This is a genomic window from Pseudomonas sp., from assembly GCF_032058845.1.
Lineage (GTDB): Bacteria > Pseudomonadota > Gammaproteobacteria > Pseudomonadales > Pseudomonadaceae > Aquipseudomonas.
The window spans coordinates 25480-47122 of sequence record NZ_DAMCCR010000025.1 but is presented as its reverse complement, the minus strand read 5'-3'; the positions used below and the strand labels follow the sequence as shown (position 1 = coordinate 47122).

At 61.6% G+C, this 21643-nt stretch carries 18 protein-coding genes and 1 pseudogene; 12 read left to right on the top strand and 7 right to left on the bottom strand.

All coding sequences use genetic code 11. The features are described from left to right. The first annotated feature begins 26 nt into the window (after window positions 1–26). Window positions 27–2774, top strand: coding sequence for a hypothetical protein (locus RT028_RS07430; RefSeq protein ID WP_312934057.1), 2748 nt, complete (start codon window positions 27–29; stop codon window positions 2772–2774). Between the two features lie 73 nt (window positions 2775–2847). Here RT028_RS07430 and RT028_RS07425 read toward each other — a convergent pair whose 3' ends face one another. The 6 genes from RT028_RS07425 to RT028_RS07400 form a co-directional block, all read right to left on the bottom strand. Then, a complete protein-coding gene (locus RT028_RS07425) occupies window positions 2848–3996 on the bottom strand; it encodes a fimbrial protein (protein ID WP_312934056.1) in 1149 nt (382 codons plus the stop codon). After that, a complete protein-coding gene (locus RT028_RS07420) occupies window positions 3993–6491 on the bottom strand; it encodes a fimbria/pilus outer membrane usher protein (protein WP_312934055.1) in 2499 nt (832 codons plus the stop codon). The genes RT028_RS07425 and RT028_RS07420 overlap by 4 nt, the downstream gene beginning before the upstream one ends. Window positions 6492–6508: 17 nt before the next feature. Then, window positions 6509–7315 carry a molecular chaperone gene (locus RT028_RS07415; protein ID WP_312934054.1) on the bottom strand — a complete coding sequence of 269 codons (807 nt, stop codon included), beginning with the start codon at window positions 7313–7315 and terminating at the stop codon, window positions 6509–6511. A 4-nt stretch (window positions 7316–7319) separates the two neighbouring features. Continuing rightward, complete coding sequence (locus RT028_RS07410) at window positions 7320–7859, bottom strand: fimbrial protein (protein WP_312934053.1); 540 nt, start codon at window positions 7857–7859, stop codon at window positions 7320–7322. Between the two features lie 187 nt (window positions 7860–8046). Then, on the bottom strand, window positions 8047–8457 hold the full coding sequence (locus RT028_RS07405) for a PA2817 family protein (protein ID WP_312934052.1): 411 nt from the start codon (window positions 8455–8457) through the stop codon (window positions 8047–8049). Window positions 8458–8733: 276 nt separating this feature from the next. Further along, entirely contained in the window at window positions 8734–11181 is a 2448-nt protein-coding gene (locus tag RT028_RS07400; RefSeq protein WP_312934051.1) for an acyl-CoA dehydrogenase, read from the bottom strand. Between the two features lie 211 nt (window positions 11182–11392). On the opposite strand from RT028_RS07400, the gene RT028_RS07395 reads away from it, so the two are divergent. The 3 genes from RT028_RS07395 (at window position 11393) to RT028_RS07385 (ending at window position 13869) form a co-directional block, all read left to right on the top strand. Continuing rightward, on the top strand, window positions 11393–12016 hold the full coding sequence (locus tag RT028_RS07395; RefSeq protein WP_312934050.1) for a glutathione S-transferase: 624 nt from the start codon (window positions 11393–11395) through the stop codon (window positions 12014–12016). Window positions 12017–12160: 144 nt separating this feature from the next. Beyond that, complete coding sequence (locus RT028_RS07390) at window positions 12161–13093, top strand: ABC transporter ATP-binding protein (protein ID WP_312934048.1); 933 nt, start codon at window positions 12161–12163, stop codon at window positions 13091–13093. Continuing rightward, on the top strand, window positions 13090–13869 hold the full coding sequence (locus RT028_RS07385; protein WP_312934046.1) for an ABC transporter permease: 780 nt from the start codon (window positions 13090–13092) through the stop codon (window positions 13867–13869). The genes RT028_RS07390 and RT028_RS07385 overlap by 4 nt, the downstream gene beginning before the upstream one ends. 9 nt (window positions 13870–13878) lie before the next feature. On the opposite strand, the pseudogene RT028_RS07380 reads toward RT028_RS07385, so the two are convergent. Then, window positions 13879–14379, bottom strand: a pseudogene (locus RT028_RS07380) (DUF2062 domain-containing protein); the annotation flags it as partial. A 140-nt stretch (window positions 14380–14519) separates the two neighbouring features. Here RT028_RS07380 and RT028_RS07375 point away from each other — a divergent pair. The 8 genes from RT028_RS07375 (at window position 14520) to murB (ending at window position 21357) form a co-directional block, all read left to right on the top strand. After that, window positions 14520–16748 (top strand): DNA internalization-related competence protein ComEC/Rec2, encoded by a 2229-nt coding sequence (locus RT028_RS07375; protein ID WP_312934044.1) that lies wholly within the window; start codon window positions 14520–14522, stop codon window positions 16746–16748. A gap of 84 nt (window positions 16749–16832) precedes the next feature. Then, window positions 16833–17468: a MotA/TolQ/ExbB proton channel family protein gene (locus RT028_RS07370; RefSeq protein WP_312934042.1), complete on the top strand. Its 636-nt coding sequence runs from the start codon at window positions 16833–16835 to the stop codon at window positions 17466–17468. Continuing rightward, a complete protein-coding gene (locus RT028_RS07365) occupies window positions 17465–17899 on the top strand; it encodes an ExbD/TolR family protein (protein ID WP_312934040.1) in 435 nt (144 codons plus the stop codon). Before RT028_RS07370 ends, RT028_RS07365 begins: the two co-directional genes overlap by 4 nt. Then, window positions 17899–18891: a tetraacyldisaccharide 4'-kinase gene (lpxK, locus tag RT028_RS07360; RefSeq protein ID WP_312934039.1), complete on the top strand. Its 993-nt coding sequence runs from the start codon at window positions 17899–17901 to the stop codon at window positions 18889–18891. The genes RT028_RS07365 and lpxK overlap by 1 nt, the downstream gene beginning before the upstream one ends. 39 nt (window positions 18892–18930) lie before the next feature. Beyond that, on the top strand, window positions 18931–19116 hold the full coding sequence (locus tag RT028_RS07355) for a Trm112 family protein (protein ID WP_312934037.1): 186 nt from the start codon (window positions 18931–18933) through the stop codon (window positions 19114–19116). Then, window positions 19113–19877: a 3-deoxy-manno-octulosonate cytidylyltransferase gene (kdsB, locus tag RT028_RS07350; RefSeq protein ID WP_312934035.1), complete on the top strand. Its 765-nt coding sequence runs from the start codon at window positions 19113–19115 to the stop codon at window positions 19875–19877. Before RT028_RS07355 ends, kdsB begins: the two co-directional genes overlap by 4 nt. Further along, window positions 19877–20341 (top strand): low molecular weight protein-tyrosine-phosphatase, encoded by a 465-nt coding sequence (locus tag RT028_RS07345; RefSeq protein ID WP_312934033.1) that lies wholly within the window; start codon window positions 19877–19879, stop codon window positions 20339–20341. The genes kdsB and RT028_RS07345 overlap by 1 nt, the downstream gene beginning before the upstream one ends. Then, on the top strand, window positions 20338–21357 hold the full coding sequence (gene murB, locus RT028_RS07340; RefSeq protein ID WP_312934031.1) for a UDP-N-acetylmuramate dehydrogenase: 1020 nt from the start codon (window positions 20338–20340) through the stop codon (window positions 21355–21357). Before RT028_RS07345 ends, murB begins: the two co-directional genes overlap by 4 nt. The last annotated feature ends 286 nt before the right edge of the window (window positions 21358–21643 follow it).

Genomic DNA, 21643 nt, shown 5'->3' with positions numbered 1-21643 from the left:
CTGCCGAGACAACCTGCCATGGCAGCATGCTCAGCGACGATGGCAAGACAGTCGTGGGCAATAACATTCATCAGGTGTCCACGCGCTACAACCTGCTCGCCAACCGGACCTTCGCTGAGCAGCCCAATTACTGTCAGCTCCCTCATGGCGTCGTGACTCAGTGGTCGTTGAGGAATAACTCGACGCTCAATCGTGAGGAAATCACCAGCACGACCTACGATGATTACGGCAACGTCACTTGCCATACAGCAGCCAATGGCATCGAGCAGACGTACTCATGGTTCACCCTGGCTGAGGAGGGCTTCCCGGGTGACGCAGAAGGGTTCGTGCGTTACCTCAAGGAACAGACCGAAAAGCCTGCTACTGGGAGCCTCGCGGCGCGTACGAACCGCTACAGCTACCAGCGCCTGTCAGTGTTGGGCAGTTCCAGTGCATTCATGCAGAAAGATCATTGGCTGGCCGTGCAGACCGAGACATTTGTCAGCGGTGCAGAGCTGAAGTCTGTTACGACTCGCTATTACGAAGCGCCAGACGAAACCGTGCAGTCTTCGGTGCCACTGCTGCACGGCCGCCCGCAAGCGCAAGTGACCGCTTTCCCGAACCCCGACGCCACGCCAAAAACCCTGGATACTCGAATCGACTATAACTACTCGTTCGTGCAGTTGGACTGGGATGAGCCTGCATCAGATGGAGATCCGCGTGATCGCCAATACCTGCTCGGCTTCAAAGGGGTGTCGGTCTTGCAGATCGACCAGGAACTGCGCGGTTACGATGATGCCTCGAAAACGCTGAAAGCTCAGCATTCACGGGCAACAGGCCAAGTGTTGCTGAGCCGTGATGACAATGATGTGGAAATCCTGAATCTGTACGACGAACTTCGTCGGGTCACCCATGAGATCGTCAGCCCCGGCAAGCCTGAGGAGGCTCAGCGACGCTATGAATACCATCTGTGTGCCAACGACAACGAGCAGGCGACGCAGACGCTGTTCGATGTCAAGGGTGTGCGAACCGTGGCCTACGTCGACGGCTTGAATCGTACGGTGCAGGAGGATCGCGATGATGCGGCAATGGAGTGGTCAGCAGGAGGCTTGAAGCCCATCTATCAGGCCGCTCACGACGCCTGGGGCAATCTGATCAGCGAGACGGAAATCGACTGGTTCAAAAACGCGGAACTGCACCTCACACATCAACTGCGGTACGACGCCTGGGGTCAACAACAGTGTACGGTCGGGCCGGATGGGGTGGCGCAGTTCACTGAACACGACCCGATCGGTGATGGCAAGACAGGCCCCATCGTGCGCGAGTGGCGCCAGCAACTGGTCGATGAGCAAGGTAACGAGCTTGATAACGGCAAGAAAACGGCCGTGAGTGAGACGCAGTTGAATCTGTTCCAGAGCCCGGTTCGAATCCGTCGCATGGCCAAAAAGGCCCCTGGAGACGAACAGGAGACCGAGCTCATGAGCGAATCGGTGTTCACCTATGACGGGTTTGGTCGCAAGGCCACGGAAGTTACTGGGCTGGCGACGGCCAGCAAGCGTTCTGAGGCCTTCACCTACGACGCGTTCGACCGCCTGCTCACGCATCAGCTCAAGCCAGGTGAAGTTGTGGTCCGCAGTTACGCGGCGCATAGCGAGGCTGACCTGCCGATCACGATCAAGGTCAACAACGTGTTGCTGGGCGAGCAGGGCTTCGACGGCCTTGACCGAAGGGTGATGTCGATCACTGGTGGGCGCAAGCAGACCTATGAGTATCTGCCAGGTCAGATGCAGCCCGCTACGGTCACTACGCCGATGGGCGACGTCCAGTATGAGTACATGCCGCACCTCAGCGAAGAACCGGTCAAACGCACGCTGTCTGGCAAACAAGCGAACTATATCTTCGACAAGCAGAATGCGCGGCTCGAGAGTTGTGATGAAGTCGATGGGCAGGCGTTTTCCCGCACCTATTTCAGTACGGGCGAAGTCAAGGTTGAAACGCGCGGTGAGTTCCAGATGACCTATGCCTACAGCTTCCGGGGGCGCCAGGAAAGTTACGTTGACGTACTGGGGCAGACTCAGAACTACAGCTACGACACGTGTGGGCGTCTGATGAATACTTCACTCGGTCTGCTGGTGTCCGAGTTCGACTACGATGCGTTGGGCCGTACGCGCTGCTACAAGACCGTCGAGACGGATCCGAGCGGCACAGTCATCAACGCGCTGACCACGACCCTGGATTATGACGACCTGGAGCGTGAAATTACTCGAGTCTTCACGTTTCAAGGCCCTGTCGAACAGGTGCTGGCTCAGACCTATGACGACTTCGATAGAATCATCTCGCGTACGCTCAGTGAAGCGGGTGAGCCCCTGCGAGAAGAAACGTACAAGTATGACGTCCGCGGTCGGCTGACGACGTATGAGTGCACAGGCGAATTGTGTCCTGTCGATCCCTACGGCAAGCAGATCAGCAAGCAGGTATTCCGTTTCGACGCGCTGGACAATATTACGCAAGTGCTTACGCAGTTCGAGGGGGGATCGAATAATGCGATCTACTATTTTGAAAACCAGGACCCGGTACAACTCAGCCGGATTACCAACAGCGGCGGCGCGCCCTATCCACAGGAGATCAAACTCGACTACGACGCCAATGGCAACCTCACGCGCGACGATCAAGCGCGCTTGTTGGAATACGATGCACTCAACCGCTTGACCAAAGTGACCGATGCGGCGCAAGTCGAGTGCGTATACGGTTACGATCCACTGAATATCCTGAGTTCGACAGATAGCACCGTCTGACAGCGTTTTCCCATCAACAGATCGCCCGGATACTGCAAGGTATCCGGGCGATCTGGTGGCGGTCATAGCGGCGTCAGCGGTAACGCACGGTGAAGTTGAGTGCGCCTTTTGCCAGTCCAGGTTTGATGGTGTCGGGTGTACCTGTCTGATAGAAGCGGGCACCGAAGTTGAGCACGGTCGTCCCGTCCTCCAAGGCCTTCAGATCCACTTCCTGTTGCAGCGCAAGCGGTGAGCTATCCTCTTTCAGTACCTGGATGCCTACGCCTTCCACCTCAGAGTCGCTCGTGAGACTGAAAACGCCGTCGATTCCCGGAACGGGGGTCGAGCCGTCAATGCCATCCAGCTCGATGGTCGCTCTGGTCAGGCCCCCTGGATCGGTCTTGCAGTTGCTCAAGGTAATGGTAAAGGGGACCGTCGTGGTGGTCGTGCCCTGCGCGGGAAAGTCGGTCTTGTCCCAGGTGCCCAGGTCTATAGGATTGGCGCTAACGGGGTCGCCGATCACGCTGCACTGCGCCTGCAATACCGAAGCCTGCAAACGATAACGAACCACCAGGCCCATGCCGGTACCGTTGAACTGTCCGGAAAACAGTTCAGTGTCGATAACATGCAGACCGGGAGCGATGTCACCGGTCTTGACCAGTGTGACGCGGTTCGAGAACCCTCGCAGCCGGAACCCTCCTAATGGATTGGCAGCCTGCTGAGTCGAGCCAAAGGGAATGAATGGGTTGTGTGGTCCATCGTCTGGCATGAAATACCCATTGGCCGAGCCGTTGAACGGAATATCCAGCCTGATGCGTGCGCCAATGCCATCGATATTGGTCTTCAAGATGTAGCCGTCGGAGGGCTCTCCGGCGACGGGTGGGAGTGGGTCCGGAAAGATCGGTGCGGTTGCATTCATGTCGAACCGCCAGAGTACGTCGCCGTCGTTGTAGCACAGAAACTCAGAGCCAGGGGACGACTGGGTGAACTCGCGCATTTCCGGGGTGCCGATTACATCCCCAGGCTGGGCGCTCCCGGGGACATGCATCACGCCCGCCAGCGTACGCGTGATATTCAGCGGCGGTACGCCATCTTCCCAAGTACAGATATCGCCTGCGTAGGCATGGTGGCCGGTCACGATCGCAACGCAAAGTGCCAGGTACTGCGAGTATTTCATGGGTATGTCCTGATCTGGCGCGCCGTTACCGGGGGCCTTGAGGGTGACGGGCAGGAAAGAGGTCATTCACAGATCAATGTCTGCAAACGATATCCCTGGACTTGCGCGATCGATTCGGGGTCTACCTGAATCAGGCAACGGTCAGTGGACGACTCGCCCCAGCGAGCTTCGAGGCGCTGAGGGCCTGGGTTCATCGACAGCATGGCTTGGCCCGCCTGGGCTACCACAGCCACGACGTTGCTGTCGGCGTCATGCAGCGGGGTGCCAAAGGGCAGCGGATTGCGCTGGGTATCGAGCAGAGTGAGCACCACCCGGTTGGTCTCACGCGCGCTGAACTGATGCCTGACCACAGCCCCACGGCGTGGCACTACGTTGGCGCTGCCGTTGTCGATTTCGATATCAGGGCCTAGCTGGTCGGTATTGAGAACGATCTGATTGGGCCGGTAGGGTCGCAGATGGGGGATCAACACATAGCCCTTGGCGTTGGTACGTGAAGCGCTATGGTTTTGCAACCCGACGCCAGCGATGTCGGGCACATGTACCAAGCCGATGGTTTCGCCCAGATAGGGGCCCAGCTCCAGGCCGTCGGCGTGTAGCAGCGCTGCACCACTGACGTTAAGCGACAGGCTGCGGTGATCTTCGGCAGCTGTAATGCCGGCTCCCAACGTGGCTTGTGGGGCCTGGTATGCAGCGGACAGTCCAGCGCTCTGCTGCTGTCGTTCGTTCATTGCCACGCTCGCGTTGTAGCCGATGTTTCTGGCTTGACCGCTCAATGCGGCGCGCTGCGAGGTGCCATAGGCCGAATGCTGCAAGTCCAGGCTCAATGTGCTGTTGCGGCCGAACTCCAGCGGCACCGATACGCTCAGGCCGAACTGGCGATCAGGGCCTGCAGCGTTCGCCGTCAACGACTGCGAACCTTGCAGGCTGTAGCTGATGCCCTTGTGTGTGGTCGTGAAGTTCAACTGGAACTGACGATGACTGTCACTGCGCTGCCAGTAATACTGCTGCGCAAAGGTCAGGCTCAGGTTGCTGCGTTCGCCGATTCGCTGGTTGATCGAACCTTCCAGACGACTGCGTCGGCTGCCGAAGAACAATCGATCACTGCTGCGCTGGCTGATCCACTCATCGAAATCACGGTAGCCTTGCGTCGAGTAGCGGTAGCCGGCGAAACGCAGCTGCGTACCGCTTTCGAAGGCTTTGCTGTAGCGGGCGCTGTAGCTCAATCCCTGCAGGGTGGTCTGTTCAGCAGGAGAAATGTCGCTCGTCGCATGTGTCAGATCGAATGACAGCGCTCCAAGGTTGCCCAGGTCCTTGGCAATGCCCACGGCTTCAGCGGTATAACCCTCGCTCGCCATTATTCCACCGTAAAGTGTGGCGCTCCAGGCCACGCCCAATGCCATCGTGGTTTGCCAGAGAAGAGGATTGTCGTTGCCCACCGCTGGGTTGTAGCGGCCCAACGTAGTGCTGTAGCGCCATGTGCCCGGGCGTAGCAGGTTGGTGATACTGGTGTAGGGCTGTGTAAAACGCCGTACCTGGCCATCGGCTTCGGTGAGGACCACCTCCAGTTCGCCGGAAGCGCCCACGTTCAGGTCGTCGATGGCGTAGGGGCCTGGGCTGACGTAGGTAGAGTAGATAGGGTAGCCGTTCTGCCACACCTCGAGTTTGGCACGCGTTTGCGCTACACCGCGCAGGGTGGGGGCATAACTGCGCAGCGTATCGGGAAGCATGTCGAAGTCGGTGGCCAGGCGAACTCCGGAGACCGGGACAGCGGGAAACACATCACTGCTGGTGAAGGTTTCGCCCAGCGTGACGTTGCCCCATGTGCCTGGCAGATCGTGCTGAGCATAGGTATAGGCGCGGGTCCAGGATTGCCGACCATCGATGTCGCGCCGCCAGGACTGATTGCTGCGCAATCGCCAGCCGCCCAGATTCACGCCGCTGTTCAAGTAGAGATCCTGGCTGTTGTAGCTTCCGCGTTGCCGACTGTCACTGCTCTGCACGGAGGCTTGGTAACTGACGAATGCTGCGGAGATTCCGTTATCCCAGGTCGCTGGGTCCACTTGTCCGACTCTGTCTCGGCGCAGCGCGATCTGCGGAATGGAGATCGCCAGGCGTAACTGCCCGGGATCGAAGTCGACCAACGCGCCCGGGACGAGTTTGGGTAGATCCAGGCACGCGCTTTCAACGGCTGCTGGGTCCGCGATGGCTTCCAGCCGAAGGCCCAGTTCGCTCAGCAGGCCAGGCGCCAGGCACGGGCGCAATAGCCCGTCTACAGACTCCGCTTCGAATTGCAGCTCGTACGGGCCCATGGAGTTGAGGTTGACAAGCACCTCGACCGGATAACGTCCAGGCGGCAGTTTTCTGTCCTCCGACAGCCCCTGCAAGGCATGGGTGGCACTTGTCCTCGGTTGTCCTCTTGACAGGTACAGGAAACTTGCTTGGAACTCCGTGTCTGGCTGTGCATCGGTGCCCGCGAGCACTGCGCCGGCCCAGAGGCAGAACGCTGTTGGGCAAACATGGCGCAGGCGAAGCCGCCTGCACCCTTGGGGTTGCAGGGTCATAGGATTTCCTTTTGAGGTTAGCGCTGGATGCAGCGGGACTCGTGCACCGGGAGGGTCAGCGGCTTGCTGGTGCCGCCGTAATCGTTGATCACGGTCACGACTGCCTCTGCAGCCCTGTCTTTCAGGCCAGCAGGCATCGCCAGGCTGAGCGTGGACAGTGGCGCTACCATGTCCGAGTTAGGCAGGGCGTGCCGCTGGTTGGCCGCAATCAGATCCAGACGGCTGAAGGTGTAGTAGTAGGGCGTAGGGTTGTGCAGATTCAGGCGCGATCGACCCTCACACTGGCTTGTGCTCAGGTGCAGTTCCTTGAGCCGGCTTACAGGATCACCCTTGACCGGCTCAGGCCGGTAGAACAGTTTGATTCGGGTGCGCAGTGCGATGTTCAGGGCATTACGCTGATCGCTATTGGTCTGGGGAATTTCCTGAAGATTGAAGAACAGCAGCGATTCGCGGTCTTGAGGCAGCTCGTTCGGCAAAGCACTGATCTGAACCGACTGCTCCTTGCCTGCCCCAAGCCTGAACAAGGCCGGGGCTGTCACGAAGGGTACCGCCGTCGTGGTGTCATCGGCCTCGGTATTCACCCAGGCCTGAGCTGCAAAAGGGCGCTGACTGGGATTGGCAACGACCACCGAGGCACTACGTTGACTACTTTCATAGACAATTCGTGTGGTGCTGATCGTAAGCGCAGCATGAGCGCTGTTCGGCAGGTAGACGGCAAGCAGCAGGAAGCCGCCAAGCAGCTTCGAAGTGCGAGTAAGCGAAAGCATGGGGAGGTGATCCAATGGCTGAGCATGAGGAGACCAGGTGCACGAGGCACCTGGCATGGCATCAAGGCAGCGTGACGGTGAAGTTCACGTCCGCACTAGCAGCACCATCGGTTACCGTTCCGGTTTTGACCAATGAAGCGTAGAACTTCATGTCAGTGGTCCCGGTGGACGCGATATCGTAGTCTTTGGAATCGGTTCTCGGCTTGATCGAGGTGTAGGTATCGTCCTTGAGTTCCAGGGCGATACCCTCCGCGCCAGCAGTGCGAATGGCGTAGTACTCGCCCGCCGTGCCTGCGTCTCCGCTGACGGAGTCGAATTTCACTGTGGCCTTTGTGCCTGGAGCAATGGCGCAGGTGGGATCGGCTGTGATCCGCAGGGCGAAGCCAACGTCGGTCGTAGAGTTCTGTGTAGCGAAATACTTGACTGGATAAACCCCCAGATCTACCCAGCCCAAGCCGCCCAAAGAGGGCTCGACCACTTCGATTGGGCAAGTGGTACCACCATTGATATGTCCCTTGAAGAGAATCTTGCCAGTTTCAGTGGCTGCCATGGCGCTACTACTCGCCATACCCAGCGCGAGTGCTATCAGAATTTTGTTCATCGTTCATCCATACGTTGACGGTTGGCATTGCTGCGTGCGGTGCACGCAGCATTTCAAGTTTCAGAAGCGTCCTTGAAACGACGCTCATCGTATGGAGATGAGGGGCAAACGAATGTAGGAAGAATGTAGCTCTGGAGGGTGAATCTTCGACAATCACGGGGTGGGGGTCGATTGATCGGCGATCAAATCAATGGTGCGTCGAAGCACTCGTCGAACTCAACAACTGTCTTTCCTCATGCCAGTCGAAATGGCGTCCACTCTGCTCGGCGTCATAACGGCGTTCTTCCAGTTGCTGGTAAACGTCCATTTCATCATCAGGCATGTAGTGAAGGCAGTCCCCACCAAAAAACCACAGCAGATCGCGGGGAACCAGATGGGCGATTTGCGGATAACGCTGTATGACCTGGCAAAGCAGATCCTGGCCCAGGTACTGGCTTTGCAGCGGATTTTCCACAAGTTGGGTAAGCAGTTCGTCGAAGCGCTCGATAAACAGCGCGTGGCTTTCATCCGGCACTTGCTCGGCATCACCCACGGCGACCAAGATCGTGCGCAGGTGATTCAGCAGTTGCAGATGATATTCCAGGTGGGAATTGGACATTACGATGCTCCGAGTGCGTTGAAACGAGGGCGGATTATACGCAGGTCACAAGCCAGCCGAGAAAGAGGGTAGTTCAAGCTAACTACCGCAGCAGCTTCCAGGAATGCCCGGGTGCCCGCCTTCGATTCACGACCTTCTCGCAACGCAAACCATGAGCAGCAGGCGCTGAACGACAGCGCTTGCTAACGAAGGGTCAGTTCCTGCTGAGCAGGCACTACATAAGCCAGCAGTGACAAGCACGGCGGCTGCAACCCGCCGCGATTGCCTGCTTCGAATTCAACGTATTTTCCCAGGGTCTGGTAGCAATTGCGCTTTATCAAAGGCATCGACATCGATCACCGCCCTGCGAGCGGCTTCCGCCTGGTGTAGCAACTGTGCATCCTGGAGCTGCAATACGCCGCTTTGGAGGCCAGCGTCTATCGCTGACTGAGCCGGCGCCGGCTGGACACTGCCAGTCTTGATCGCCTCATGCAGTGTTTTGCGCAGCGCGCTTGTCCTTGTCAATAGATCACTGGCCTGCTGCAACATGGCCACCGGATCGTCCTTGCCTGCAGGTCTAAAGCATCCTGTCAGCAGCTCTTCCAGGGTTGGATCACCCTTGTCGCGCCCAATCAATGCTGCAACGGCTGAATCAAGGGTGTCACTTGGCCCCGTGTGCCGGCGACCAAAAGGGAAAACCAGTAATCGTAACGCTCCACCCACGAAGCGTTGAGGGAAGTTATCCAGCAAACGATCGAGAGCCTGTTCAGCCTTGCCGAGACTTTCCTCCATTGCCCAGCGCAGCAGTACCTGCATGTGCTCAGGCGAACCCAGATCGTGATAACGCTTGAGTGCTGCCGAAGACAGGTACAGATAGCTCAGCACGTCGCCGAGGCGCGCGCTGAGCCGCTCGCGGCGCTTGAGCGAACCACCGAGTAGCATCATCGACAGGTCAGCCATCAGCGCAAAGGCTGCTGCCTGCCGGTTCAGCGCGCGGAAGTAGCCTTGGCTCAAGGCGTCGCCTGGCGCTTTTTCAAAACGCCCCAGGCCCAGGCCTAGCACGAAGGTACTGGCGGCATTGCTCAGCGCAAAGCCGACGTGCTGCATCAAGAGAGGATCGAAGTCCTTGAGCGCCTCCTCATGATCGGGGCGCGCCGCCAGGGCCATTTCCTTGAGCACGAACGGATGACAGCGAATTGCACCCTGGCCGAAGATCATCAGGTTTCGAGACAGAATATTCGCGCCCTCGACCGTGATGAAAATCGGCGCGCCTTGCCAGTTGCGACCCAGATAATTGTTCGGGCCCATGATGATGCCTTTACCGCCGTGCACATCCATGGCGTGCTGAATGCACTCGCGACCCCGTTCGGTCAGGTGGTACTTGAGGATCGCCGACAGCACCGAAGGCTTTTCGCCGAGGTCGACGGCCTGTGCAGTGAGCAAGCGGGCGCTGTCCATCAGCCAGGCATTGCCACCGATGCGTGCCAGTGATTCCTGGATACCTTCGAAGGCGGCGAGCGGCACGTTGAACTGTTCGCGGATACTGGCGTACTGGCCGGTGACCAGGCTGGTGTATTTGGCAGCGCCGGTGCCTACTGCCGGAAGGGAGATGGAGCGGCCGACCGACAGGCAGTTCATCAGCATCATCCAGCCCTTGCCGAGCATCTCTTGGCCGCCGATAAGGAAGTTCAGCGGCACGAAGACATCCTTGCCGCTGTTGGGACCGTTCATGAACGCGGCGCCGAGCGGCAAGTGCCGTTTACCGATTTCGACGCCTGGGGTATCGGTGGGGATCAAGGCCAGGCTGATGCCCAATTCTTCCTGATCGCCCAACAGGTGATCGGGGTCGTAGGCCTTGAAAGCCAGTCCGAGCAGCGTTGCGACAGGGCCCAGCGTGATGTAGCGCTTTTCCCAGGTCAGCCGCAGCCCGAGCACCTCTTCTCCGTTCCACTGGCCCTTGCAGATGATTCCTGTATCAGGCATCGCGCCCGCGTCGGAACCCGCATGCGGACCTGTAAGCGCGAAGCAGGGAATGTCGTCGCCACGGGCCAGGCGTGGCAGGTAGTGGTTGCGTTGCTCGTCGGTACCGTAGTGCAGGAGCAATTCTGCAGGGCCGAGGGAGTTGGGCACCATCACGGTAGAGGCCAGGTCGCCGCTGCGGGTAGCCAGCTTCATCGCCACCTGCGAGTGCGCGTAGGCGGAGAAGCCCTTGCCGCCATATTCCTTGGGAATGATCAGGGCAAAGAAACCGTGATCCTTGATGTGCTGCCAGGCTTCAGGCGGCAGGTCCATGTCCTGGCCGATCTGCCAATCGCTGACCATGGCACACAGGTCATCGGTAGGACCGTCGATGAAGGCTTGCTCTTCCTCGGTGAGGGTAGGAGCAGGGTAGGCGAGCAGGGTGTTCCAGTCCGGGCGGCCGCTGAACAGCTGGCCATCCCACCACACGGTGCCGGCATCGATGGCCTCGCGTTCGGTTTGCGACATCGGCGGCAAGGTGCGGCGCACCCAGTTGAAGGTCGGCCCGCTGAGCGTCTTGCGACGCCAGTCAGGCAGTACCAGAAGAGCGGTGACCAGCGCGATGGCGACCCACAGCAGGATCAACAACAGGCCTGGCGCCTTGCTGAAGATGCCCATGAGCACCGTGTATGCGGCCACCGCCGCGACAATCTGCAACGGCGCCAGACGCCGATGCGTGAGATACGCAACGCCGAGCACCAGCACTACCAGCCACAACAGCAACATGAGCGTTTCCTCCGTGGAACCTAGGCTTGGAGCCGAAACCACAGAGCGTAGCCCGCCTGCGGGAACGGCAGTCATCAGTGCAGTGACAGGTTGTGTCACGGGGAGTTCGTTCCCGGTGCCAGTCAGGCGAGTGAGGTGTCGGGCCATGTCCGCCAAAGGCGGTTGCAGTGGCGTACACTGGCGCGTCCTGTGCACTGATGAGGACATCGCCATGCTGAAGATTTGGGGCCGCAAGAACTCGAGCAACGTGCGCAAGGTGCTGTGGGCTGCCCATGAGCTGGGCCTGGCGTTCGAGTCGATCGACGCGGGCGGCGCGTTCGGCGTGGTCGACCAGCCGGAGTACCGCGCCAAGAACCCCAATGGTCTGGTGCCGATGCTCGAAGACGGCGAGCTGACGCTCTGGGAATCCAACGCCATCGTTCGCTATCTATGCGCGCAGTATGGCGCCGAGCAAGGCTGGTATCTCGACGATCCACGTCAACGTGCGCTCGCCGATAAATGGATGGACTGGACCACATCGGCGCTGGCCGGACCGTTCAAACCGCTGTTCTGGGGCTTGCTGCGCACGCCCGAGGATCAACGTGACTGGTCGGCGATCAACGCGGCGCACAAGCAATGTGCCCATCTGCTGTCGATGGCCGACCAGACATTGGCGACTCAGCCGTACCTGTCTGGCGAACGCATTGGCATGGGCGACATACCCCTGGGCAGCTTCGCCTATGCCTGGTTCGAGATGCCTGTCGAGCGGCCGTCGATGCGCCACCTGGAGGCCTGGTACGAATGCCTCAAGCAACGCCCGGCCTATCAGGCTGCGGTAATGACGGCATTGACCTGATCGAACACCTCAGCGGTTTCGATAGTCACTATCGATACGCATGACTGTACTTGCGCGGCATGGGCCAGCACCATGCCTGCACCGATTGCGCCGGTGGTCTGTCCTGGCGTGCCCCGACTTCCCTTATTTGGTACTCGACCTGCTATGAGTTCTGCCCTGTCCATTCGACAGCTGACCAAGACCTACGGCAACGGCTTCCAGGCCCTCAGCGGCATTGATCTGGACGTTGCCGAAGGCGACTTCTTCGCCTTGCTCGGCCCGAACGGCGCCGGCAAATCCACCACCATCGGCATTCTTTCGACCCTGGTGAACAAGACCAGCGGCACGGTCAACGTGTTTGGCCATGACCTGGATCGCGAGCCGGCTGCGTTGAAACGCAACATTGGCGTGGTGCCGCAGGAGTTCAACTTCAACCAGTTTGAAAAAACCTTCGACATCGTCGTCACCCAGGCGGGCTACTACGGCATCAAGCCGGCACTGGCCAAGGAACGTGCCGAGCAGTACCTCACGCAGTTGGGCCTGTGGGACAAGCGCGATGTGCCGTCGCGTTCGCTGTCCGGCGGCATGAAGCGACGTTTGATGATCGCCCGTGCTCTGATTCATGAGCCGCGGCTGGTGATTCTGGATGAGCCGACTGCCGGCGTGGACATCGAACTGCGCCGCTCGATGTGGACCTTTCTCACCGAGCTGAACCAGAAGGGGGTGACCATCATCCTCACCACGCACTATCTGGAAGAAGCCGAGCAACTGTGCCGCAACATCGGCATCATCGACCACGGCACCATCGTCGAGAACACCAGCATGCGTCAGCTGCTGGGCAAGCTGCATGTCGAGACGTTCGTGCTGGACATCAAGCAGTCGTTGACTGCAGCGCCCACGCTGCACGGCTATCCGTCGCGGCTGATCAACCCGCATACCCTGGAGGTGCAGGTCGACAAGGAGAGTGGTATCACCGCCTTGTTCAGCCAGTTGGCGTTGCAGAACCTGGAAGTGCAGAGCCTGCGCAACAAGACCAACCGACTGGAGGAACTGTTCGTGTCACTGGTGGAAAAGAACTTGTCGAAGGTGGCGGTATGAGTGTGGAGCTGAGCACCAACTGGGTCGCGCTGAATACCATCGTGTATCGCGAAGTGCGGCGCTTCCTGCGCATCTGGCCGCAGACCTTGCTGCCGCCTGCAATCACCATGGTTCTGTATTTCGTCATCTTCGGGAATTTGATTGGCCGGCAGATCGGTGACATGGGTGGCTTCACCTACATGCAGTACATCGTGCCGGGGCTGATCATGATGTCGGTGATCACCAACTCGTACGGCAACGTGGTGTCGAGCTTCTTCGGCGCCAAGTTCCAGCGCTCCATCGAAGAGCTGATGGTATCGCCGGTGTCGCCGCACACCATTCTGATCGGCTACGCATTGGGCGGTGTGTTGCGCGGGTTGGCAGTGGGCGTGATCGTGACGCTGTTGTCATTCTTCTTCACCGATCTGCAGGTGCACCACCTGGGCGTCACGGTCCTGGTGGTGCTGCTGACCGCAACCATCTTCTCGTTGCTGGGTTTCGTCAACGCGGTGTTCGCACGCAACTTCGATGATATTTCCATCATTCCGACCTTCGTGCTTACGCCACTGACCTACCTGGGCGGCGTGTTCTACTCGATCAACCTACTGCCGCCGTTCTGGCAAACGGTGTCGTTGGCCAACCCGGTGCTGCACATGGTCAACTCGTTCCGCTACGGCATCCTCGGCGTGTCGGACATCAGCATCGGCACTGCCATCACCTTCATGCTGGTGGCAACGGTCGTGTTGTACGTGGTGTGCGTGCGTCTGCTGGTCAGCGGCCGCGGCATGCGTGCCTGACGCCCTGTGCTTGCGCCGGCGCCACTGCCGGCCTACCCACCAGCGCCAGTAGAGCAGGGTGGCACCGTAGCCGAACAGGCCGAGTGCCACCCCGCACACCAGCGATCCCAGCAGGAAAGGCTGCCAGAGAGTGGCCAACTGCCCGGTTATCCACTCCATGGTGATGCTGTCGGGCAGCGTGCGCGGTGGCACCTGCAGCAACCAGGCACCGGTCAGGTAGGTGACAAAGAACACCGGTGGCATGGTCAGCGGGTTGGTCAGCCAGACCAGGCTCACGGCAATGGGCAGATTGCCGCGCAGGGGAATGGCCAGTGAAGCGGCCAGGAGCATCTGCAGGGGCACGGGGATCAATGCCGCGAACAATCCAATGCCCATGGCCCGTGACACGGAGTGTCGATTCAGGTGCCAGAGGTTGGGCTCGTGCAGCAGCCGGCCGAAAAACCGTAAGTGCTTGTGTTCGCGGATGCTGGCCGGATCCGGCAGGAAGCGTTTGAACAGACGACGCGGCATGGGAGCCCCCGGGGTGTAGGCGAACCAGTATGCCCGCATCGTCGTACAGCCTCGCTCAGAGTTTGTGACAATTGTTAAGCGAGCGCTGCTTCCCCATGCGCTATTGCTAGAGGCCTTTTCCACTTCGGGAGCCTCAACCCATGCGCACAGGGATGATTGCGCTGGCCCTTGGCCTGTTGAGCCTGCGTTTTCTGCCGGCACTGCCGTCGGTCGGCTGGTTGGCGGCCGGAGGCGTTCTGGCCGGGTGTTGCCTGTGCGCACACCGCTGGTTTGCCGGATTGCTGCTGCTCGGGGTGTGTTGGGCCAGCGCCTCGGCACACCTGGCGCTGGCCGACCGTCTGCCTGCCGAGCTGGACGGGCGCACGCTATGGTTGGAGGGGCGGGTGGCGGGCCTGCCCGTGCAGACCAGCAGCGGCCTGCGCTTCGAGCTGGAGCAGGCCACCTCACGGCGCGGCGAATTGCCGGCGCGGTTGCAGCTGAACTGGTTCGACGGGCCTGGGCTTGCGTCGGGTGAACGCTGGCGTCTGGCAGTGACCCTCAGACGACCTCATGGTCTGCTCAATCCGCACGGTCCTGATCGCGAAGCCAGCTTGCTGGCACGGCGGATCGGTGCGACCGCAACGGTCAAGGCCGGCGAGCGATTGCAGGCGCTGCCTCCAGGTTGGCGCGAGGCACTGCGCCAGCGCCTGCTTGCGGTGGATGCGCAGGCGCAGCAAGCCACCCTCGTTGCGTTGATCCTGGGTGACGGGAGCGGCATCAGCGAGGACCAGTGGCAGGTGCTGCGGGCCACCGGGGCGGTGCACCTGCTGGTGATTTCCGGGCAGCACATCGGGTTGCTGGCCGGGCTGGTCTACGCACTGGTCGCAGGCCTGGCGCGCCTGGGCTGGTGGCCCCAGCGGTTGCCGTGGCTGCCCTGTGCATGCGCCCTGTCGCTGCTCGCTGCGCTTGGCTACGGCTGGCTTGCAGGGTTTCAGGTGCCCGTGCAGCGCGCTTGCCTGATGCTCGCGGTGGTGCTGCTCTGGCGGTTGCGCTTTCGCCAGCTGGGCGCCACGGTTCCCTGGTTGCTGGCGCTCAATGGGGTACTGCTGATCGAACCGCTGGCCAGCCTGCTGCCGGGGTTCTGGCTCTCGTTCGCTGCGGTCGCGATCCTGGTCTACTGTTTTTCCGCGCGGCTGGGTGGCTGGCGCCCGTGGCAGGCCTGGAGCCGCGCGCAGTGGGTGATCGCCATCGGCCTGCTGCCAGCGCTGCTAGCCCTGGGCCTGCCGGTGAGCCTGAGTGCGCCGGTTGCCAACCTGCTGTCAGTGCCTTGGGTCAGCCTGGTGGTGTTGCCCCTGGCGCTGCTGGGTGCGGGCCTGTTGTGGTGCGGGGCGCTGGGCCAGTGGCTGCTATGGTTGGCCGGTGGTGCGTTGGCCTGGCTGTTCGACGTGCTGGGCAGGGTGGCGCAGTGGCAGCCGCCGGCGTTGCCAGCCTGGGCCTGGCTGCTGGTGGTGGCCGGGGCACTGGTCGTGCTGTTGCCACGCGGTGTGCCATTGCGCGGGCTGGGCTGGGTCATGCTGCTGGCGCTGTGGGTGCCTCGTGCGCAGGTGCCGGTGGGGCAGGCCGAGGTCCTGCAACTGGATGTGGGGCAAGGCCTGGCCGTGCTGGTGCGCACGCGCAATCACACGCTGCTGTACGACGCCGGACCGGCGTTCGGCAATGTGGACCTGGGTGAACAGGTGGTCCTGCCGACCCTGCGCAAACTGGGCGTCAGGCACCTTGATCTCATGTTGATCAGCCACGCCCATGCCGACCATGCAGGGGGCGCGCGAGCCCTGCAGCGAGGTCTGCCGGTCAGGCGAATCATCAGCGGCGAGCCGGGTGAACTGCCGGACGGGATCACCGCAGAGCCCTGCCATGGCGAGGCGCGCTGGACCTGGGATGACGTGCACTTTTCACTCTGGCACTGGCCAGCCGCCAACAGCAGCAACGAGCGTTCATGCGTGTTGCTGGTCGAGGCGCAGGGCGAACGCCTGCTGTTGGCGGGCGATATCGAACGGGGCGCCGAGCAGGCCTGGCTGGCCTGGCCTGGGCGGGCCGCCGTCGACTGGCTGCAGGCACCCCATCACGGTAGCCGCAGCTCGTCCAGCGAACCCTTCCTGCGCAGCCTGAAGCCGCGGGGTGCGCTGATCTCACGAGGGCGCAGCAACAGCTTCGGGCATCCGCATCCACAGGTACTGACGCGTTATCGGCGCCATGGCCTGGAAGTGCATGACACGGCCCTGCACGGAGCGCTGCGCCTGCAACTTGGCGCCCACGGCACTGTGCACCGCCTGCGCAGCGAACCGCGTTTCTGGCGAGATCGCCCAGCAGCCGATGAGGCGCCGCCCTAGACTGCCGAATGGACGCATGCCGAGCGGTCAGCGGCCAGGCTTCCTATGGTAAAGTGTCGACCTTTTTTCAGGGGGATGCCTAACGTGTGGGAACTGGTCAAGTCGGGCGGTTGGATGATGCTGCCAATCATCCTGAGCTCCATCGCCGCCATGGCAATCGTCGTCGAGCGTCTGTGGACATTGCGCGCCAGTCGCGTCACGCCACCGCACCTGCTTGGCCAGGTGTGGTTGTGGATCAAGGACAAGCAACTGACCAGCGACAAGCTCAAGGCGCTGCGCGCAGACTCGCCGCTGGGTGAAATTCTCGCGGCGGGTCTGGCCAACTCCCGCCACGGTCGCGAGATCATGAAGGAGTGCATCGAGGAGGCCGCCTCCCGGGTCATTCACGAGCTCGAGCGCTACACCAGCACCCTCGGCACCATCGCTGCCATGGCCCCGCTCCTGGGGTTGCTCGGTACGGTGCTGGGCATGATCGACATCTTCAGCGCCTTCATGGGTTCGCAGATGAGCGCCAACGCGTCGGTGCTCGCCGGGGGTATTTCCAAAGCCCTGGTGACTACGGCGGCAGGCCTGATGGTCGGCATCCCCGCGGTCTTCTTCCACCGTTTCCTGTTACGCCGTATCGATGAGCTGGTGGTCGGCATGGAGCAGGAGGCGATCAAGCTGGTCGAAGTGCTGCAGGGGGATCGTGAGGTCGAAGTCGCAGGAGCCAAGGCGTGAAGTTTCGGCGCAACCGCCAGCGGGAAAACGTCGACATCAACCTGGCGTCATTGATCGATGTGGTGTTCGTGCTGCTGCTGTTCTTCGTGGTCACCACCACCTTCACCCGCGAGCACCAGCTGCGGGTCGAGCTGCCTGAGTCCGTCAGTGCTACGCCGGCGGCGGCAGAGGCAGGGCGCCAGGTAGAAATCACCATCAGTGCCGAGGGCGTCTATTCGGTCAACAACAGTCTGCTGCCCAAGAGCGATCTCGATACCTTGATCGACGCCGTGCAGCGCGCATCCGCAGGGGACAACAGTTTGCCCCTGCTGATCAGCGCCGACGGCAAGACACCTCACCAGGCCGTAGTCACCGCCATGGATGCCGCCGGCAAGCTCGGCTTCAGCCAACTGCGCATGACCACCGTCGAGGCCGTGCAGGGTACGCCTTGATGGGCCTGGGCGAGCGGGTATCGCAGGCCTGGTATGCGGGGCATCCAGCGCTGGCGTTGCTGCGCCCGCTGGAGGCGCTGTATCGCTGGGTGGTACGGCGCAAGCGTGCGCAGTTCCTGTCTGGTCAGCGCCCCGCGTATCGCGCTCCGGTACCGGTCATCGTGGTGGGTAACCTCACGGTGGGCGGTACGGGCAAGACGCCCATGATCCTCTGGTTGATCGAGCATTGCCGCCAGCGCGGTTTGCGTGCGGGTGTCGTCAGCCGCGGCTATGGCGCCAAGCCGCCCGAGCTGCCGTGGCGGGTCGAGGCGCAGCAGCCAGCCGAGCTGGCTGGCGACGAACCGTTGCTGATCGTGCAGCGTACAGGTGTCCCACTGATGATCGACCCTGATCGCAGTCGCGCGGTGCAGGCCTTGCTGGCAGCCGAGCCGCTGGATCTGATCCTGTCCGACGACGGCCTGCAGCACTACCGCCTCGCCCGTGATCTCGAGCTGGTGCTGATCGATGCTGCTCGCGGCCTGGGCAATCGCCGCTGCCTGCCAGCCGGCCCCTTGCGTGAGCCGGTCGAGCGTCTGCAGGCGGTCGATGCCGTGCTGTACAACGGCGCAGCGGCCGATACCGAGCAAGGTTTCGCGTTCCAGTTGCGCCCCAGTGTGCTGGTCAACCTGCTGACCGGCGAGCGGCAGCCCCTCGACCACTTTCCTGCAGGGCAGGCCATGCACGCCGTGGCCGGTATCGGCAACCCCCAGCGTTTTTTCAACACCCTGCAGGCACTCGGCTGGCAACCGCTGGTCCATGCTTTCGCTGACCATGCTGCGTTCACGCCCCAGGCGTTGAGTTTCAGCCCCAGCCTGCCGGTGGTAATGACTGAAAAGGATGCGGTGAAATGCCGAGCCTTTGCCAAGGCCGACTGGTATTACCTGGCCGTCGAGGCCCAGCCCAGCGCCGCCTTCGGCGACTGGCTCGACGGGCAATTGCAACGTTTGCTCTGAATTCTGTCACATCTGGCCCAAGGCCTTTAGGACGCACTCATGGACACCAAACTGCTCGATATCCTGGCTTGCCCGATCACCAAGAGCCCGCTCAAGCTCAGCGCCGACAAGACGGAGCTGATCAGCAAGAGCGCCGGCCTGGCCTATCCGATCCGTGACGGTATTCCGGTGATGCTGGAAACCGAAGCGCGCACCCTCACCGATGAGGAGCGGTTGGACAAATGAGCCTCGACTTCACCGTAGTCATCCCTGCGCGCCTGCGCTCCACGCGCCTGCCGGGCAAGCCTCTGCTGCCCATCGCTGGCAAGCCGATGGTGCAGCACGTCTGGGAACAGGCGCGCAAAAGCGGCGCGGCACGGGTGGTCATCGCCACGGATGACATGAGCATTTTTGCCGCTTGCCAGGCCTTTGGCGCCGACGTGGTGATGACCCGCGCGGAGCACGAATCCGGCACCGACCGGCTGGCCGAAGTGGCCGCCGCTCTGGGTCTGGCGACAGATGCCATCGTGGTCAACGTGCAGGGCGACGAACCCTTGATCCCGCCGGTGATCATCGACCAGGTCGCGACCAACCTGGCCGCGCACCCCGAGGCAGGCATCGCCACGCTGGCCGAAGCGATTCACGAGCCCGAAACCGTGTTCAATGCCAATGCCGTGAAAGTGGTGAGCGACAAGAACGGGCTGGCGCTGAGCTTCAGCCGCGCGCCGCTGCCTTGGGCACGCGACCTGTTCGCCCAGCAACGTGACCAATTGCCGGAAGGCGTGCCGTACCGCCGGCACATCGGCATGTACGCCTACCGGGTCGGATTCCTGCAAGACTTCGTCAGCTGGGGCCCATGCTGGCTCGAGCAGACCGAAGCACTGGAGCAGCTGCGCGCCCTGTGGCATGGCGTGCGCATCCATGTGGCTGATGCAATCGAGGCCCCGGCGGTAGGCGTCGATACCCTCGAAGACCTGGAGCGCGTTCGGCGCTTGCTGGAGCACTGATGCGCATTCTGTTTGTGTGTCTGGGCAACATCTGCCGGTCGCCCACCGCAGAGGGCGTCCTGCGTCAGCAACTGGAGCGGGCAGGGCTGGCCGACCGGGTCGAGGTCGCCTCGGCGGGTACCGGTGACTGGCACGTGGGCGAAGGCCCCGACAGGCGCACCTGCCAAGCCGCCCTGGCGCGCGGTTACGATCTGTCGAAGCAGCGCGCGCAGCAGGTCAAGCCTGAGCATTTCACCCGTTACGACCTGATCCTGGCCATGGATTCGAGCAACCTGCGCGACCTCAAGGCCCTGCGTCCGGGCAATGCCGGCGCAGAGCTGGACCTGTTCCTGCGCCGTTACGACGCGCCGCTGGACGAGGTGCCCGATCCGTACTACGGCGGCGCCGATGGCTTCGAGCAGGTCCTGGACCTGATCGAAGGGGCATGCCAGTCGCTGCTTGTCGAAATCAAGGGGCGTGTATGACGGCGCCTTGGCAGACGCAGGTCTCGCTGAAGCCATTCAACACCTTCGGTATCGATGTCAAGGCGCGTTACCTGGTGCACGCCGACAGTGACGATGCGGTGCGCCAGGCCCTGGCTGGCGCCGCCGAGCGCCAGTTGCCGGTGCTGGTGCTTGGTGGTGGCAGCAACCTGTTGCTGACCCGTGATGTCGACGCGCTGGTGCTGCACATGGCCAGTCGCGGTCGGCGCATCGTGAGCGACGACGGCGAGCAGGTGGTGGTCGAAGCCGAGGCGGGCGAAGCCTGGGATTCACTGGTGCAGTGGAGCCTTGCGCAAGGCCTGTGCGGGCTGGAAAACCTGAGCCTGATTCCTGGCACCGTCGGCGCGGCACCGATGCAGAACATCGGTGCCTACGGCATCGAGATCAAGGACGTGTTCGCCGGCTTGACCGCGCTGGACCGACAGACAGGCGAGCTGCAGGCATTCAGCTTGCAAGACTGCGCGTTCGCCTACCGCGCCAGCGTGTTCAAGGCCAACCCGGGTCGCTGGTTGATCTTGCGCGTACGCTTTGCACTACGCCGCACACTGGATCCACAGTTGGCCTATGGGCCCGTCCGCCAGCGCTTGCAGGAGCAAGGCGTCGAGCAGCCTGATGCCCAGGCCATCAGCGCCGCGATCTGCAGCATCCGTCGGGAAAAGCTGCCTGATCCGGCCGTGCTGGGTAATGCGGGGAGCTTTTTCAAGAATCCGGTGGTGTCTGCGGCCTGTGCCGAGCGCATTCGTGCTGCACATCCTGGCCTTGTCGCTTATCCCCAAGGTGAGGACGGCGTAAAGCTCGCCGCAGGCTGGTTGATCGAGCAGGCGGGGTGGAAAGGGTATCGCGAGGGTGATGCGGGCGTGCACTGCCTGCAGTCGTTGGTGCTGGTCAATCATGGCCAGGCCACCGGCGCGCAGCTGTATGCACTGGCAGGGAAGATCCAAAACGACATCCGGGCACGCTTCGGCGTCGAGCTGGAGATGGAGCCGAATGTGTATTGACTGGGCAATGGCAGGCTAGGCGTTGAGGGTCCCATGCCTTCAGCCTTGCGCTTGCAGCCCAGACGCTCCTTCGATCCAGTCACATTAAAAAGCCCCGCTCAGTTCGCACTGGCGGGGCTTTTTAGTCAGCCGAAGAATCAGCCTTGGTGCGGTGTGTGCACCTCGCCCGAGTCGCCAGCCGGGGTGGTGTGGCTGACCGCTGCATCAGCGGCGATCTGGGCCGCTGCGGCTGCGGCTTCCGCCTCACGTTTGCGACGACGCACCTCACGCGGATCGTTCGGTGCGC